We start from the raw sequence: 14,740 nt of genomic DNA, 5'->3' as shown, positions 1-14,740 counted from the left end.
TCCTACGCTAGAACGCGCCCAGGCCTGCCGCTTCCTTGAGCAGCAGCAGGTACCAGAGCACCGGCGCTGCGACGAGCAGCGCGTCGATACGGTCCAGAATGCCGCCGTGTCCCGGTAGCATGGCACCCGAGTCCTTCACGCCCACGCCACGCTTCAGTGCGCTCTCCAGCAGGTCGCCGACCTGTGCGGCGATGTTGACCAGTGCCGCCAGAAGAAGTGTCTGCCAGAGCGGTTCCGTGATGTGCAGGACCGTGCTGCCGCGCTGGGCGAAGAGGCCGCACACGCCGGCGAGCGCACCTGCAATGGCGACGGAGCCGACGATGGAGGCGAGTGCGCCCTCCTGCGTCTTGTTCGGGCTGAGTGCAGGCGCAAGCTTGCGGCGGCCGAACGCCTTACCGATATACAGGGCGGCGATATCGCCGGTCCACACGACCAGCATCAGGAAGATCAGCAGCGTTGCGCCGTTCTCCAGCGCGATGATTTGCGGCAACAGCGTGAGCGGATAGGCAATGTAGATGAGACCGAAGAAGCCTGCGGCGCTGATGGGAAGAACGCGCTCCAGGTGGCCGCTCTTCGCTTCGCGGAAGGCGATGATGGTGAGCAGGCTGAGACCCAGCGCGCTAAGCACGGGCAGAGGAGAATCCAGTGGCCGCCAGTAGGTAACCACGAAGAGCAGGGCAACGGCCGGCAGCAGCCACCACGCCGGGACGACTTCATCACCCGCACGGGTCAGCGCGACGTACTCATACGCGGCCAGCATGGCTGCCAGCGCGGAGACGATGATGAGCGCAAGCTGATTACCCCAGAAGATCAGGGCAAAGACGAACGCGATGAGGACGATGGCAGTAAGGATTCTCTTCATGGGCCAGAGATGAGGATACGCCGCATCGCTTCTGCAGGCTGCTACATGGGGCGGCTGCGGTTTCTTGCGCGCAGGCTCATGCCCAGCAAAACTGTCGTGATGACGAACTGGATCAGCACGCGCCTCTCGAAAAAATGACCAATAAGGCCCGCGAAGCAGACGACCACCAGCAGCCAGGAGAGATTGCCAAAGACACACAGACGGGCAAGAACAAGGTCATGCCGCCGCTCGGCGCGAATGAGATTCATGCCTGCGAGATAGAGCTCTGCCAGGCCGGCGGTCAAAGCCCAGAGCAGCATCTCGTGCTGGGATCGGTACGCTGTCCAGGCACCAAAGCTGTGGAGCAGCGCTGCTGCGACCATCAGCCATCCGAAGATGCGATCCAACATGCGCATCAGTTTCTCGGCAGAGGCGCTGTCGGCTCGGGAAGGGCTTCGTCGCTGAATTCGGTATCCAGACCGCCGAAGCGGCGGCTGCGTTGCTGGTAGGTGGCGATGGCTTCCAGCAGGTGGACGCCCAGGAAGTCGGGCCACAGCCGCTCCGTCACGAAGAGCTCCGCATACGCGAGTTGCCACAGCATGTAATTGCTCAGACGCATCTCGCCGCTGGTGCGGATCAGAAGATCCGGGTCCGGCATGTCGTGCGTGTAAAGCCCCTGCGAGATGGCGGCCTCGTCGATGGATTCCACGCCGCCATTCACACTGATCAGATCTTCCAGCGAGCAGCCGCGGCGGTGGGCTTCCGTAATCATGTTCCGCAGCATGGAGCGGGTGGCGTCAACAATCTCGGCGCGTGAGCCGTAGTTCAATGCCAGCGTGACCATGGTGCCGGTGTTCTTCGCCGTCTCTGCCTTGGCCTCGCGCATGGTGTCCTGCAGCTCATCGGGCAGTTCGGTCAGGCGGCCGATGTAGTTCATGCGGACGTTGTTGTCCTGCATGCGCGCGATGTTCCCAGCGAGGTAAACCTTGACCAGCTTCATGAGAAAGCCGACTTCCGCGGGTGGGCGGCGCAGATTGTTCTCGAGGCTGAAGGCGTACAGCGTCAGGTAGGGCACGTTGATGCGGCTGGCAGCTTCCACGACGGAGAGCACAGCTTCTGCGCCCTGCTGGTGGCCCTGAAAGCGCTTCATCGTGCGGCTGCCGGCCCATCGGCCATTGCCGTCCATGATGATGGCTACGTGTTCCGGGATACGTGTGGTGTCCAGTGTGCGATAGACCGCAAGCTCCTCGGGGGAAAGCTCCTGGATGCGTAGCGGCTGGGTCAACGGCAAGGGTACATCTCCTCGGGAGCGGCAGCTTCCGGCTCGACCGTAGCACGTCCGCTCGGGCCGTTGCAACGAAGCAACGGCGCCGAGCGCAATCGCGCGAGAGGAGAGAGGAGGTATGGTTCTGCGTCGACCTATGCCATGCGGCGGCGGCCGCTGGCCAGCTCGCGTACGTGGTTCAGGAAGATGGACTTCTGCAACGCGTCCAGGCTCGCCGCGAAGCCGGCAATCTCTGCCAGAAACGGGTCTGCGAGGAGGACGGCTGCTTCGTCCTTATGCCGTGTACGGGCATCGCGCAGCAGCGCGCTGATGTCGACCTGAAGAGCCTTTGCGAGGCGCTCCAGAGACGACAGCGTCGGCATTGCTTTGCCGTTCTCAATCTTGCTGATGTAGGTACGGGGAACGCCCATACGGCCTGCCAGTTGGCGCTGGCTCAGGTTCCGGACGCGGCGCAGATCGCGCACGGCCTGGGCTACCTGGATGCCGCTGCCTTCCGACTCCGCTGCCGGCGGGACAAGCGAAAGCGCGGGAGCCGCAACCGGCTCAGGTTCTTCGACGTCCAGGGGCTTGCGGCATTTGCGGCACATGGAGCTTGCCGCGCGAAATTGCACCAGGCTGCAGTGGTCGCAGCGCAAGACCTCACGCTGTTCGACGGGCGCCATCATGGTTGCCATAGTTGTGTGTAGCGGACGGGTACCAGAGCAAGGCCCGTATCGCGCACGTCCGATAAAGAACGACCGCGATGTTCCTACTCTGATACCCCGTAGCGAGGTAGTCAAGAGGAATCCCGATGATTATTAGCGAAAGACCGAAAATAATCAGCGGAGAACCCAAAGAGTAACTACCCAAGCAGCTGGGCGCTCTGTATACGCTTGACGCCGACTGCATCCCAGCGGGCAGACATCGCCGCCATCGTCTCTGGCGCAATGCCGCGCACGGCGTCTTCGATGACCGTGACCTGGAAGCCTAGCGCCACGCCGTCGAGGGCGCTGTAACCCACGCAATAGTCCCATGCAAGGCCGCACAGAAATAGCGATGTGAGGCCGCGATCTCGCAGATAACCCGCCAGTCCAGTGGACGTCCTGTGATCGTTCTCGAGAAATGCCGAGTAGGAATCAACGTCCTTCCGGAAGCCTTTCCGAACGATGAGATTTGCGTTCGGCAGTATCAGGCCGGGATGGAGCTCTGCGCCGGGCGAGCCCTGCACGGTGTGGTCCGGCCATAACGTCTGCGTGCCGTAGCTAGCCTCAAAGGTGTCCGCGAATGGCCGCAGACCGTGCGTGCTGCTAAACGAGATGTGGCCGGCGGGGTGCCAATCCTGTGTGAGAACCACGTTGTGGAATCGCGCGCCAAGCCGGTTAATGACCGGAAGGACGGCATCGCCCTCCGGTACGGCCAGGCTGCCGTCCGGCAGGAAATCACGTTGCACGTCGATGACAAGCAGGACTTCGTTGGTCTTTTCGCTCATACACTTCGTATAGAAACACACAACAGATCGTCATCGAGGCCCAACCGGCCCCATCGGATAGTCACATGCGTTCACCTTCGGGAATCCTGTTTCTGCTTGCCTGCGTTCTGGCGGCTCCGCCTCTCATCCATCGCGGTGGCGCACAAGAGCTTTGCGCGAGCGAAGGCCTCGCCTCGGACGACCCTGCGTGCGTGGCGATAACGCCCCCGCAGCCAGGCTGGATGGACGGCATGGAGTTCCTGGCCGTGCTGAGTTTTGTCGGCGGGGCTGTCACGGGCGGCCTTGCCCTGCGTGACCGGCGGCGCGAGGCAGAGCTACTGCGCGGTGCCGGAGTCGGCAGCTAGCAAGACCGTCTGCCGCACAACTGACAGTCAGTCCAGGAACCGCACCGCTACACTGAATCTCATGCCACAACCGCAAACTTCCACACGTTTTCATGCAGAGGCACGCCTTCGCGTTCGGTATGCCGAGACAGACCAGATGGGCGTTGTTTATCACGCAAACTACCTGGTCTGGTTCGAAGTCGGGCGGGTGGAACTGATGCGATCCATGGGCCTCGCTTACTCGCAGTTGGAGAAGGATCACGGTCTGATGATTGCCGTGGTTGGCGTAGAAGTTCGCTACCGCTCACCCGCACGCTACGACGACGAGGTCGCAATCCGCACCACAATTGCGGCGATCCGTGGTCCGGTCCTGAAGATGAGCTACCGCGTCGTCCGCGTCGCCGATGAAAAGCTGCTTTGCGAGGGCACCACAACCCATGTGGTTGTCGATCGCAACATGGGCAAAGCGATTCTGCCGCCGGCGTATGACGCCGCCTTTCGGGCTCTGCTGGAGCCGGCAGACGGACTCCCGCTCTAGGCAGGAGCGAGCGGAGATCGGTCAACGGATGCCCCATGCCTCACGAGCGAGACATGAGGCATCCGGATGTCGGTGGCGGAAGCGGGTGACTTATGCGGTCGTATTAACCAAATCGCGCAGTTCTTTTGATGGCTTGAAGTAGGGAACGCGCTTGGCGGGGACATCGACCTTCTCACCCGTCTTCGGGTTACGTCCGGTACGCGAGTTGCGCTGACGTGTCCGGAAAGAGCCGAAACCGCGGATCTCAACCTTGTCATCGGCGCGAAGGGCTTCCATGACGCCTTCGAAAAAAGTCTCCACGATGACTTCGCCATCGCGTCGCGTCAAATCGCCCGACGCAGTTACCTGATCAACGAGTTCAGCCTTCGTCATCTGTAGATTTATCTCCTTGCGCCTGCATGAAGTTATGGGTGTTTCTGGACGGCGCACATCACCGGGTGGGTGGTTGGAGTTTACACCGGAGCCGGATCTGGCGTAACAATCGCGAGAACTTTACCGTCTGTTCATTCGTCTCTTTTGTGACGTATTATTGTGCGCGTTCTCGCCCGCCCTCGCAGCCTGTGAATCAGGGCTTACGTAACGAACCAACCGCTTCTTGAAAGATGAATTCCGCCATGCCGCATCAGGTCAGCATCATTATTCCCGCGTATAACGAACGCGAACGCATCGGGCAAACTCTTGAACGCGTGCTGGAATGCATTGACCGTCGAGAGTGGGATGCAGAGGTCCTGGTCGTGGATGATGGCTCGACGGACGGAACGCTGGACATCGTTGCCGATTTCATGGAGCAGAGCGAACGGGTGCATCTGCTGCGCAATCCCAGCAATCGTGGCAAGGGCTACTCCGTGCGCAACGGTTTGTTGCAGGCGTTGGGCGATGTGGTGATGTTTACGGACGCAGATCTGTCCGCACCCATCGACGAAGCCGAACGGCTCTTCGACGCGATCCGTGCCGGAGCGGATGTTGCGATTGGCTCGCGCTGGCTGGAACGTCAGCGCCAGACCATGCACCAACCGCTGTACCGCCGTTTCTTCGGTCGGTGTTTCAACGCGGTTACTCGCGTAGTCATGGGCCTGCCATATGCCGACACGCAGTGTGGCTTCAAAGCATTCCGTCGGCCGGCCGCGCAGATTATCTTTCGTCTTCAACGCATCGAGCGGTGGGGCTTCGACCCGGAGATCCTGTTCATCGCGCGCCGTCTGCGCTTTCGTGTGAAAGAGGTTCCGGTTACCTGGGGCCACGATGAGCGGTCCAAGATCAGCTATCTCCGGGACGGCGCCAAGATGCTGGAAGACATGGCCCGCATTCGCAGCAACAGCGTACGCGGACGGTATGAAGCGGCGATCGCTGCGATGAAGGATGTCAGCCGGATCGTCACCGCGCGGACCTCGGGCGAACGTGCCGCGGTGTCTGCACACGTCGTTGGCACAACCGGCGCTGTCAGCAACTAGCGACGCCTCTACAGAAGGCGGGAGCAAGAGTGCAGCCTGGCAGTCGAACCGTCCTCGCGGCACAACGGATCGACGCGCTCGCTTCGATTGACATCGATTTGACACACCTCTCTCGCTGGCGAACACTCGTGGAGATGCTTCGTTCCCTGTTGATCGCCCTCTCTCAGAACTCCACGCTCCGCAAAGTCATGGAAAGCTCCTCACCCGGCCGCCGGGTGTCCGGCAGGTTCGTCGCCGGGACGTCCGTTGCGGACGCCCTTCGCGTCACACGCGAATTGAATGCGCAGGGTTTTGCTGTAACGGCAGACTCCCTGGGAGAGAGCGTGCAGTCGGAGAACGAGGCGCGCGCCGCAGCGGATATCTATCACCAGTTGCTGGATGCGATCGCTGCTGAAGGCATGAACGCGAACGTGTCGGTGAAGCTGACAGGCGTCGGCATGGACGTGTCGCCGGAACTTGCGGAATCGACCACCGGCGGCATCGTGCAACACGCGGCACAGCTGGGCAACTTTGTGCGAATCGACATGGAAGGCACGCCTTACACCGAGGCAACCATCGCTCTCACAGAGCGGCTGCATGCCGCCTATCCGAGGGCCGTGGGTACGGTGCTGCAGGCCTATTTGTATCGAACCGCCGAAGACACAGCGCGACTGCTGCGGCAGGGAATCCGCATTCGCCTTTGCAAGGGAGCCTATAAGGAGCCAGGGAACCTTGCCTTTCCGCAGAAGTCGGATGTGGATGCGAACTACGTGAAGCTGATGCAGATGATGCTGCCGTCGGGCGTCTTCTGCGGGATTGCGACGCATGACGCGGCGATGGTGGCCGCGACCGAGCAGTTCGCGAAAGAACACGGTATCGCTCACAGCGCATTCGAATTCCAGATGCTCTTCGGCGTTCAGCGTGAGTTGCAGCGCGACCTGTTGAAGCGGGGCTTCGGTGTTCGCGTGTACCTGCCGTTCGGTACGGATTGGTACCCGTACTTCATGCGGCGACTGGCGGAGCGACCGGCGAACGTGCTGTTCCTGATGAAGAACCTTTTCCGAAGCTAAGCAACTGCTCCATCCCTGGGTTCCACGCTTGGGAGACTACGTTGCGTTTCGGTTTGGTGCAATTTGGCGTAATCTCGCGGGGGAGTAAGCACGTCTCTAACCCTGTGACTCCCATGCCATTGCTGAAACGACTCGCCTGTCTGGCGACTGCAGCGTGTTGCCCTGCAGCGTTGACAGTGCATACACAGGCGATGGACACCGCCGCGCCGGCGATGGCCCTGTGGCGGCCGTCGACGCTGTCAGCTGTTGTTGCTCGTGGGATGGCTGAGGACGAACTGCCGGCGATCTCCAGTCCACGCACTGCCTCCGACGATCTTCCGAACGATCCCTCGGCGCCGCTACAGGATCAGGTGCAGGCCAACGCCAAGCAGCCCGCAGATGACCGTGGCGTGCAGACCAAGCGCATCCTGGGCATCATGCCGAACTTCTCGTCTGTGTCGGCCGACGAAAAATTGCCGCGACTGAGTCCCAGGGACAAGTTCGCGATCGCGGGCAAGAACACCTTTGACTACTCCTCCTTCTTCATCGCGGCCATCCAGGCGGGCGTTGCGATGAACGGTGCCTCCTACCCGGAATTTCACCAGGGTGTAGCGGGTTACGGTCGCTATTACTGGCACACACTGGCCGATACAGCCGATGAGAACTTTATGGTGGGTGGTCTGTTTCCAGTGGTCTTTCACCAGGACCCACGCTTCTACACGCTGGGCCACGGCAGCTTTGGCCACCGGGCTCTGTATGCGGCGTCGCGCGTGATCGTTACGCGGTCCGATGCAGGCAATCCGATGCCAAATTTTTCAGAGATCATCGGCGCGGGCGCTGCTGCGAGTGTGTCGTCGCTTTACTACCCAACGCACTATCGCACGTGGACCAAGGTGGGGCAGAAGTGGCTGACCAGTTCAATGATCGACAGCGCAAATTTCACCTTCAAAGAGTTCTGGCCGAGCATTAACCACAAGCTCTTCCACACGCACTAGGCATCCTCAGGGTTGATGCTGGGAATTTTCAGATGTTATCGCGGGCTTACAGCCCGCAGCGATCCAACCTTGAAACCTACCCAGGGCTTCGCCCTGGGTAGGGAAGTCGCGGGCCTTCAGCCCGCCTTGGCTTCGGTCCGCCTTGGCCTCAGCCGCTTTGCTTCAGTGCCCATTGGCTTCGGTCCGCCCTGCTCGGTCCGCCTTTCGCTTCGGTTCGCGTGGTCCGCCTGCCGTCACCAGCGATCAAGACGTGCGATAAGTTTCGGCGCGACCACTCTAGGTGTTTGGATGGCCTGCTTCGGCTGCTGCCCGCTTGCGTGCTTCCCACACCTTGACGTACTTCCAGTGGGCGTAGACGGCGTGGTTCAGGTGGAAGATGAAACCTTCTGCGCCGTCGCGGAAACCGCCGCGGAAGATGTAGTTCTTGAGCCAGCCGAAGAACGGGTTCGCGATCGATTGGAGGAGCAGTGCTGCATCTGAGGCCTGCGCTTTGCGACGTCCGAGAGCGACGACGGTGCCGGTGCTGTACTCGTTCATGTGGTCGAGATAGTTGGCGAAGTCCGGGTAGCCGTAGTGCTCCAGGTGGGCGCGCAGGTGACCCTTGTCCGCCTTGTACTGGGGCGTGCCGTGCGGGCCGATGCTCTCGTCGACGGTAGCCATGCCGCGCCGGAAGAGGCGCAGCTTCTCATCGGGGAAGAGACCGCCGTGCCGCATCCAGCGGGTCATGAAGATGTTGAGGCGCGGGATCCAGAAGGCGTTGACGGTGGCGTTCTGCACACGGCCCTGAATCTCCATACGCAGTTGCGGTGTGACAACTTCATCTGCGTCCAGCAGTAGAATCCAGTCGCCGGTGCATTGGGCGATGGCGATGTTCTTCTGCTCTGCGTGTCCGCGGAAGTCGCGGTTGTAGCTGTGTTTCGCGCCATACTCCAGCGCTATCTCCGGCGAGCGGTCTTTCGAGCCGCTGTCGACGATGACGATCTCATGCACCCAGCCCTGCAGCGCGGCGAGCGTGCGCGGAAGGTTCTTCTCCTCGTTCGTCGCGATCATGGCGACGGAGATCGTTGGGAGCGCATTCATTCCGAGGAATGTCTGTCCGCCGATGGTGGCGGCGACTGTGGTGAAACTTTCAGAACTCACGCGCCTGAGTCTAAAGCAAAAGTGGTACCTTGGCGGCGACCGACTGACCGAGAGATTGAAGAAGGGAACCAAGTGATGGCAACGATCCCGCACCTTCCCGAGAGCGCTCTACCCGCTGACCGCACCGTTCCACTGCATGTGGCGCCGGGTGCGACGATCGATCTGCATAAGAAGCATTCGCTGGCCGTGCGGTGGATGCACTGGATCAACTTTCCCCTGCTGTTCACCATGATCTACAGCGGCCTGCTGATCTACTGGGCCGACTCGATTCCCAGCAGCGGGCACCTGAGCGCGGTCTACCGTGTGGGCTTCGGGCACTGGACGCTCTTCCGGCTCTTTCCGCAGAGCTGGTATGCCGCCGTGGGCATGCAGTACAAGGTGCCGAATGGCCTGGCGTATCACTTCTTCTTCATGTGGCTCTTCGCGCTGAATGGTCTTGCGTATGTGACGTACCTGGCGATTTCGGGCGAGTGGCGCACGCTGGTGCCGCCTCTGGACGACCTGGGACAGGCACTGCGGGATGCGTGGGGCGTGGTGTTGTTCGACCTGCATCTGCGTAAGGAAGAGCCCCGCCGCAGAAAGTACAACGCTGCGCAGAAGTTCGCGTACACCGGCACAATCCTGATGGGCGGCGTGATGCTGGTGACGGGCTTTGCCATCTACAAGCCGACTTCGGCGCACTGGCTGACGTCGCTGTGTGGCGGCTACGAGATGGCGCGCTGGCTGCACTTCTGGACGACCATGGGCTTTCTGGCGTTCTTCGTGCTGCATGTCTGGCAGGTGGTGATGGCGGGCTGGAACAACTTTCGCAGCATGGTAACGGGCGTTGAGGTGCAGCCGGCTGAGCGAACGGGTACAGAGGGGCTCCATGATTGAATCGTCTCAATCCCGCACGCCGGAAGAGCTGGATGAGGAAGTCCGGCGCATGCTTCGCACCCGTACGCGGCGATCGTTTTTGATTGGCGGCGCTGCAGCTTTGGCGAGCGCTGGACTGTATGAAGCGCTCTATCGTTCGAAGGCAGTCAACCAGTTGCAGTGGCCGTTGCGCGAGGTGCATGAGGCAAACCGGGCGCTGACGAACTTGTTGTTCCGGCAGCGTGTGCTGGCGCCGACGTACAAGCCGTCGGAGGTGACCGGCCTTCGCATCAACGGGGACTTCGGCATCGATACGGGCCTGATCGAGAGTTCCTGGGGGCTGCAGCTTGTGGGGCTGGACCGGCCGCAGCAGTACCGGCAGTTCCTGCCGGACGTCGACCTGTGGGAGTACCGCTCGAAAGATGACTATGAGTCGCAGACTGAGGCCAGGTCGCAGGAGCCGGATGTGAAGGGGAAGGGGCCAGAGGCCAAGCCAAAGCAGAATGCGAATGCTGCGCCTGGCGGGCCGCCACCTAAGCCACAGCAGGCGATTCCTCACTTGCAGGAGAGCGCTGGTGTGACGGCTTCGGCAGATGCTGTTCCTGGAGTCGTCCTGCGTCTGGAAGACCTGAAGAAGCTGCCGTATACGGAGCAGATTACTCAGTTCAAGTGCGTGGAGGGCTGGAGCCAGATTGTGCGATGGGGTGGCGTCCGGTTCCGCGATCTGTTGCGGGCGTATCCGCCGGCGAACATCGATGGCAAGCCGCCGACGTACGTGACGATGGAGACTTCAAACGGCGAGTTCAATGCTTCGTTCGACATGCCTTCGCTGCTGCATCCGCAGACGCTGCTTTGTTACTCGATGGATGGCGTGCCGCTGCAGATCGCGCATGGTGCGCCGGTGCGGCTGGCGATGCCGCTGAAGTATGGCTACAAGCAGATCAAGGCGATTGCGAGTATTACGTTTGGCAATGTTCGGACGCCGGACTATTGGGAGAAGCTGGGGTACGACTGGTATGCGGGGCTTTAGGTTCGCTGCCCGTGAGTGTCGAGGCTTTGGGATCCTTGTCGCGGGCCTACAGCCCGCTGCGCCGTAGTCGAGTGGCTAACCCAGGGCGTTGCCCTGGGCTGGGAAGTCGCGGGCCTTCAGCCCGCTGCGATGGAGTCGTGTGGTTAATCCAGGGCTTTGCGCTGGGCTTGCAAGGTGCGTGTCTCAGCCCGCTGGGTGGAAAACGCCTTTGGGGTGGGCTGAGATCGCATGGCTGAGACCATGCCCCTCCCAAAGCTCCCCCCTTTTGAAGTCCATACCGCTCGAGTGTGTCAGGCTGCGGCTTCGAGCTCTTCTTCGAGGGCACGAAGTTCCCACGCATATTCTTCCGCGGGCAGGTTCGCGAGGATGGATCGCAGTTCGCGGGCGAGCGCCTGCGTCATGCGATTGCTCTTGCGGGCGGCGTGCAGCAACGTGCAGAGTTCGTCCTCATGCTGAGCGATGCAGCGAACGGTGTGCAGCAGGGTGTCAAGACGATCTGCCAGCGCAACCGGCTGCGTGCATGCCTTCGGCTTGCTGTTTTTCCTTATTGCCTTCGATAGGGGCTTTGCGGCCGTCTTTGCTGCCTTCGCCGGAGTGCCCTTCACTGCCTTTGTCGCTGCCTTCTTCACTACCTTTTTCTTAACGATCGTCTTCGCCATATCTTCTCTGATGCTCGACGGGCGGGGAACGTTCCGTTGCTTAAAACTCGAAGCGCGCGCCGAGCTGGATCTGGCGTGAGCTGGTGAGCGTGCTGGTAATGACGCCCGCGCTACCGACGCGTGCTCCGCCGGTGGCGAAGACATTACGCTGACTGGGGATTCCGAAGTTTGGCCGATTGGGAATGTTGAAGACCTCGCCGCGCAGTTGCAGGCGCGCACGTTCGCCGAAGGCGAAGGACTTGTTCAGCGCACCATCGATCGAAACCAGGCCGGGGCCGATCATGGTGTTGCGGCCCAGGTTGCCGAAGAAGCCGGGGGTGGGCAGCGCGAAGGCGGTGGGGTCGAAGTACTGCACGGGGCCACCCTTGATGGGATTGGAGCTGCGGCCCGGGAAGAGGTCGGGCCGTTCCTGCGAGGGGCCTGTGCCGATGCGTGCGCGTGCGTTGTCGAAGCTGATGAGTGCGGAGAAGGGGGCGCCTGAGCTGAAGAGCGCGATGCCGTTGAGCGACCACCCCTTGCCAAGCCAGCCGGGGCCACCAAGGTTCGGCAGGTTCGACGTGATGGAGTTGCTGGAGTAGTTGCGCAGGTCGTAGTTGGAGAGGCCCTTTTCCGCACGGAGGCTGTCGGGATCCTGCGTGATGTCGTTTTCGCTGCCCTGTGCGGAGACGAGTGAGCTGGTGTCGATGCTCTTCTGCCAGATGTAGGTCGAGCGCATCTGCAGGATGTCGTGGAACTGCCAGCTCAGCGTGGCCTGCAGAGCGTTCACGCTGGAGAGGCCGTCGGTCTTCTTGTAGCGAATCGACGTGAAGTTCGGGTTGCGCACGACGGAGGTAGTGGGGAAGAACTTGCGGCCGTTGACGATCTGCGGGATGGCCTGGTTCTCGTCGGTAATGCGCTGGTCATGCACGCCGCGGTTGGCGTCGTAGGCAATGGTCAGCACGGCACCCTTGGCAAGCTGCTGCTGCACGCTCAGGTTCCACTGCATGACGTACGGGCTGGCAGGGTTGTACTGCACCACGTCGATACGGCCCAGGCTGAAGTTGCTGCTGGTGATGACGGTATTGGGGAAGGTGATGGGCGTGCCGGTCTTTACTCCGCCAATCGTGTAGAAGGGCGGCTGACGGCTGCCTGCGTTCAGGTAGAAGTCTGTCCACAGCGGATCGAAGTACACACCGAAGGCACCGCGAACACTGGTGTTGCTTGCTTTGCGCGGGGAGTACGCGAAGCCAAGTCGCGGAGCGAAGTTCAGGTTGCTTGGGTTGGTGTACATCGGACCGACGGTGTCTGCGGTATCGGTAAGAACATTGCGAACGTTCGCCTGCAGCCCGTTGACTTCGTTGGGTACGGACGTGCGTTCATAGCGAAGACCGCCCGTGATGCTGAGCGCGTCCGTGGCGCGCCAGGTGTCGGTGATGTAGGCGGAATCCATGTGCTGGCGCCACTTGCGCTGTGGGTTGGAGCCGGGTAGTGCAATCTCAACGGACGAAGCGGTGCCGGCGAGGAAGAGCGCGACCGAGTTGAACTGGTAGAAGCCGTTCTGCGACTGTGCCGACTCCTGCGGAAAAATGATCTGCTTCTCATCCACGCCGAAGGCAAGGGTATGCCGGCCCAGGGTCAGCGTGAGGTCGTCGTTGCCTTCAAACAGGTTCAGGGCGTTCACATTTGGGCCGAAGCGCATGGGGCCGATCATGGGGCCGCCGGTAATGCTGATGGAGCCAAAGGGACGACCCGGCACAAAGGACAGTGACGGATCGATCGTCTTCGTGATGTCGTACTGCAGTGTGTAGTAACTGCGGTTGTAAGCCACGCGCGTCTGGTTCACCAGGCGGGGTGAGAAGCTATGCGTCATCTGCGCGGTCACGTACTGCGCGCGCGAGCGATTATGCGCGCGCGAGATCTGCAGATTGTCCGGCGTGTACACGTTCGCGTTGTCGAACTGGTAGCGCCCGAAGATGGAAGTGCGGTCGGAGAGCGTGCGATCCATGCGACCGATGGCGAAGTCTTCCTGCAGCGTGGCATTGCTGGTGGAGACATACGCCGCAGTGCCGTCTCCATAGTCCACGCCGTTTGCCGTCGGGATGATGGCGAGGTAGGGCTGCACCGCAGCAACCCCCCTGGCGCGGCTTGCCGCGTTGGGGACGATGGCGCTCGTCGTCGTTCCCAACGCCTGTCGAATACCTTCGTAGTTGCCGAAGTAGAAGGTCTTGCCGTGGCCGACGGGACCGCCGAGCGCGCCGCCGAACTGGTTGCGCGTGAAGTGCGGAATGGGCTGCGTTGCGCTGTCGAAGTAATTCTTTGTGTCCATTGCGGAGTTGCGCACAAACTCGAAGGCGCTGCCGTGCAGCCGGTTCGATCCGCTGCGTGTGATCTGGTCGATTACACCGCCGCCGGTCCGTCCGAACTCGGCCCCGTAGCCATTCACCAATACGCGGAACTGCGCGATAGAATCCACGCCCAGAATGACGCCGGATGCTCCACCAGGCGTGTTGTTATAGGCGTCATTCACGTCGGTGCCATCCAGCAGGAACTCCACCTGGTTGGTCCGGCGCCCGGAGATGGAGATCTGCCGGCCAAGGCCTTGTGAGTCGGGGTTGCCGCGGCGCATAGGCACGACGCCGGGGCTCAGCAGTGCGAGCTGCGTCACGTCGCGACCGTTCAACGGCAGTTGCCGGATCGATCGTTCACCCGTCACGGTGGACAGCGAGGGATCTTCGCGCTCCACGACGGTCTCGCTGGTTTCCACGGTGACGTCGGCTGTCGCCTGGATCTGAACTCTCACGTCCAGATCGGCGTGCTCGCCAACCGTCAGCATCAGGTTCCGTTGTGCTGTCGCGAAGCCAGGTGCATCGACCGAGACGACATACTGGCCTGCGGGCAACTGCGGCAGAACATATAGACCGGCATCGTTGGACTCGGCTGTGCGCCGGGCGTTCTTCCCCTGTTCGACTACGGTCACACGGGCATGGGCAACGTGGGCTCCGGTAGCGTCCTGCACAATGCCCGACAGGGAAGCGTTCGCGCCCTGAGCCAGTGCGGCGCCGGACGTGGCCACGCAGACAAGCGACAATGCAGAGAAACGTGCAACGGGCATAGCGAGAGGGTGCGACGGGCGCCGCTTGCGGTTCAT

At 61.5% G+C, this 14,740-nt stretch carries 16 protein-coding genes; 7 read left to right on the top strand and 9 right to left on the bottom strand.

Annotated elements, in window-relative coordinates:
* Positions 1 to 7: 7 nt before the first annotated feature.
* The 5 genes from BLW03_RS06130 to pncA form a co-directional block, all read right to left on the bottom strand.
* Positions 8 to 862 (bottom strand): phosphatidate cytidylyltransferase, encoded by an 855-nt coding sequence (locus BLW03_RS06130; protein ID WP_074652816.1) that lies wholly within the window; start codon positions 860 to 862, stop codon positions 8 to 10.
* Positions 863 to 903: 41 nt separating this feature from the next.
* Positions 904 to 1,251: a hypothetical protein gene (locus BLW03_RS06125; protein ID WP_139285117.1), complete on the bottom strand. Its 348-nt coding sequence runs from the start codon at positions 1,249 to 1,251 to the stop codon at positions 904 to 906.
* Positions 1,252 to 1,256: 5 nt separating this feature from the next.
* Complete coding sequence (gene uppS / locus BLW03_RS06120; RefSeq protein ID WP_074652814.1) at positions 1,257 to 2,132, bottom strand: polyprenyl diphosphate synthase; 876 nt, start codon at positions 2,130 to 2,132, stop codon at positions 1,257 to 1,259.
* Between the two features lie 128 nt (positions 2,133 to 2,260).
* Entirely contained in the window at positions 2,261 to 2,800 is a 540-nt protein-coding gene (locus BLW03_RS06115) for a helix-turn-helix domain-containing protein (RefSeq protein ID WP_074652813.1), read from the bottom strand.
* Positions 2,801 to 2,967: 167 nt separating this feature from the next.
* Positions 2,968 to 3,594: a bifunctional nicotinamidase/pyrazinamidase gene (gene pncA / locus BLW03_RS06110; protein WP_074652812.1), complete on the bottom strand. Its 627-nt coding sequence runs from the start codon at positions 3,592 to 3,594 to the stop codon at positions 2,968 to 2,970.
* A 65-nt stretch (positions 3,595 to 3,659) separates the two neighbouring features.
* Between pncA and BLW03_RS06105 the strand changes: the two genes are divergently transcribed.
* Positions 3,660 to 3,938 carry a hypothetical protein gene (locus BLW03_RS06105; protein WP_074652811.1) on the top strand — a complete coding sequence of 93 codons (279 nt, stop codon included), beginning with the start codon at positions 3,660 to 3,662 and terminating at the stop codon, positions 3,936 to 3,938.
* 61 nt (positions 3,939 to 3,999) lie between these two features.
* Positions 4,000 to 4,455 (top strand): acyl-CoA thioesterase, encoded by a 456-nt coding sequence (locus tag BLW03_RS06100; protein ID WP_074652810.1) that lies wholly within the window; start codon positions 4,000 to 4,002, stop codon positions 4,453 to 4,455.
* A 90-nt stretch (positions 4,456 to 4,545) separates the two neighbouring features.
* Here BLW03_RS06100 and BLW03_RS06095 read toward each other — a convergent pair whose 3' ends face one another.
* Positions 4,546 to 4,827, bottom strand: coding sequence for an HU family DNA-binding protein (locus BLW03_RS06095; RefSeq protein ID WP_014784826.1), 282 nt, complete (start codon positions 4,825 to 4,827; stop codon positions 4,546 to 4,548).
* 242 nt (positions 4,828 to 5,069) lie between these two features.
* On the opposite strand from BLW03_RS06095, the gene BLW03_RS06090 reads away from it, so the two are divergent.
* From BLW03_RS06090 to BLW03_RS06080, 3 genes are all read left to right on the top strand, one after another.
* On the top strand, positions 5,070 to 5,906 hold the full coding sequence (locus tag BLW03_RS06090; RefSeq protein WP_074655806.1) for a dolichyl-phosphate beta-glucosyltransferase: 837 nt from the start codon (positions 5,070 to 5,072) through the stop codon (positions 5,904 to 5,906).
* Between the two features lie 134 nt (positions 5,907 to 6,040).
* On the top strand, positions 6,041 to 6,955 hold the full coding sequence (locus BLW03_RS06085; protein ID WP_074655805.1) for a proline dehydrogenase family protein: 915 nt from the start codon (positions 6,041 to 6,043) through the stop codon (positions 6,953 to 6,955).
* 191 nt (positions 6,956 to 7,146) lie between these two features.
* Positions 7,147 to 7,929: a hypothetical protein gene (locus tag BLW03_RS06080; RefSeq protein ID WP_074652809.1), complete on the top strand. Its 783-nt coding sequence runs from the start codon at positions 7,147 to 7,149 to the stop codon at positions 7,927 to 7,929.
* A gap of 276 nt (positions 7,930 to 8,205) precedes the next feature.
* On the opposite strand, the gene BLW03_RS06075 is transcribed toward BLW03_RS06080, so the two are convergent.
* Positions 8,206 to 9,069 (bottom strand): glycosyltransferase family 2 protein, encoded by an 864-nt coding sequence (locus tag BLW03_RS06075; protein ID WP_139285116.1) that lies wholly within the window; start codon positions 9,067 to 9,069, stop codon positions 8,206 to 8,208.
* 75 nt (positions 9,070 to 9,144) lie between these two features.
* Here BLW03_RS06075 and BLW03_RS06070 point away from each other — a divergent pair, with 75 nt between their 5' ends.
* Together BLW03_RS06070 and BLW03_RS06065 are read left to right on the top strand one after the other, a co-directional pair.
* Positions 9,145 to 9,945, top strand: a complete 801-nt coding sequence (locus tag BLW03_RS06070) for a cytochrome b/b6 domain-containing protein (RefSeq protein WP_074652807.1) — start codon at positions 9,145 to 9,147, stop codon at positions 9,943 to 9,945.
* A gap of 49 nt (positions 9,946 to 9,994) precedes the next feature.
* On the top strand, positions 9,995 to 10,954 hold the full coding sequence (locus BLW03_RS06065) for a molybdopterin-dependent oxidoreductase (protein ID WP_212733145.1): 960 nt from the start codon (positions 9,995 to 9,997) through the stop codon (positions 10,952 to 10,954).
* A gap of 290 nt (positions 10,955 to 11,244) precedes the next feature.
* On the opposite strand, the gene BLW03_RS06060 is transcribed toward BLW03_RS06065, so the two are convergent.
* Positions 11,245 to 11,613: a hypothetical protein gene (locus tag BLW03_RS06060; RefSeq protein WP_074652806.1), complete on the bottom strand. Its 369-nt coding sequence runs from the start codon at positions 11,611 to 11,613 to the stop codon at positions 11,245 to 11,247.
* Between the two features lie 40 nt (positions 11,614 to 11,653).
* Complete coding sequence (locus BLW03_RS06055) at positions 11,654 to 14,704, bottom strand: TonB-dependent receptor (protein WP_212733144.1); 3,051 nt, start codon at positions 14,702 to 14,704, stop codon at positions 11,654 to 11,656.
* Positions 14,705 to 14,740: the final 36 nt, after the last annotated feature.

Source organism: Terriglobus roseus (assembly GCF_900105625.1).
GTDB lineage: Bacteria > Acidobacteriota > Terriglobia > Terriglobales > Acidobacteriaceae > Terriglobus > Terriglobus roseus_B.
The sequence above is the reverse complement of the archived record's forward strand: the minus strand, read 5'-3'. Positions and strand labels throughout refer to the sequence as shown.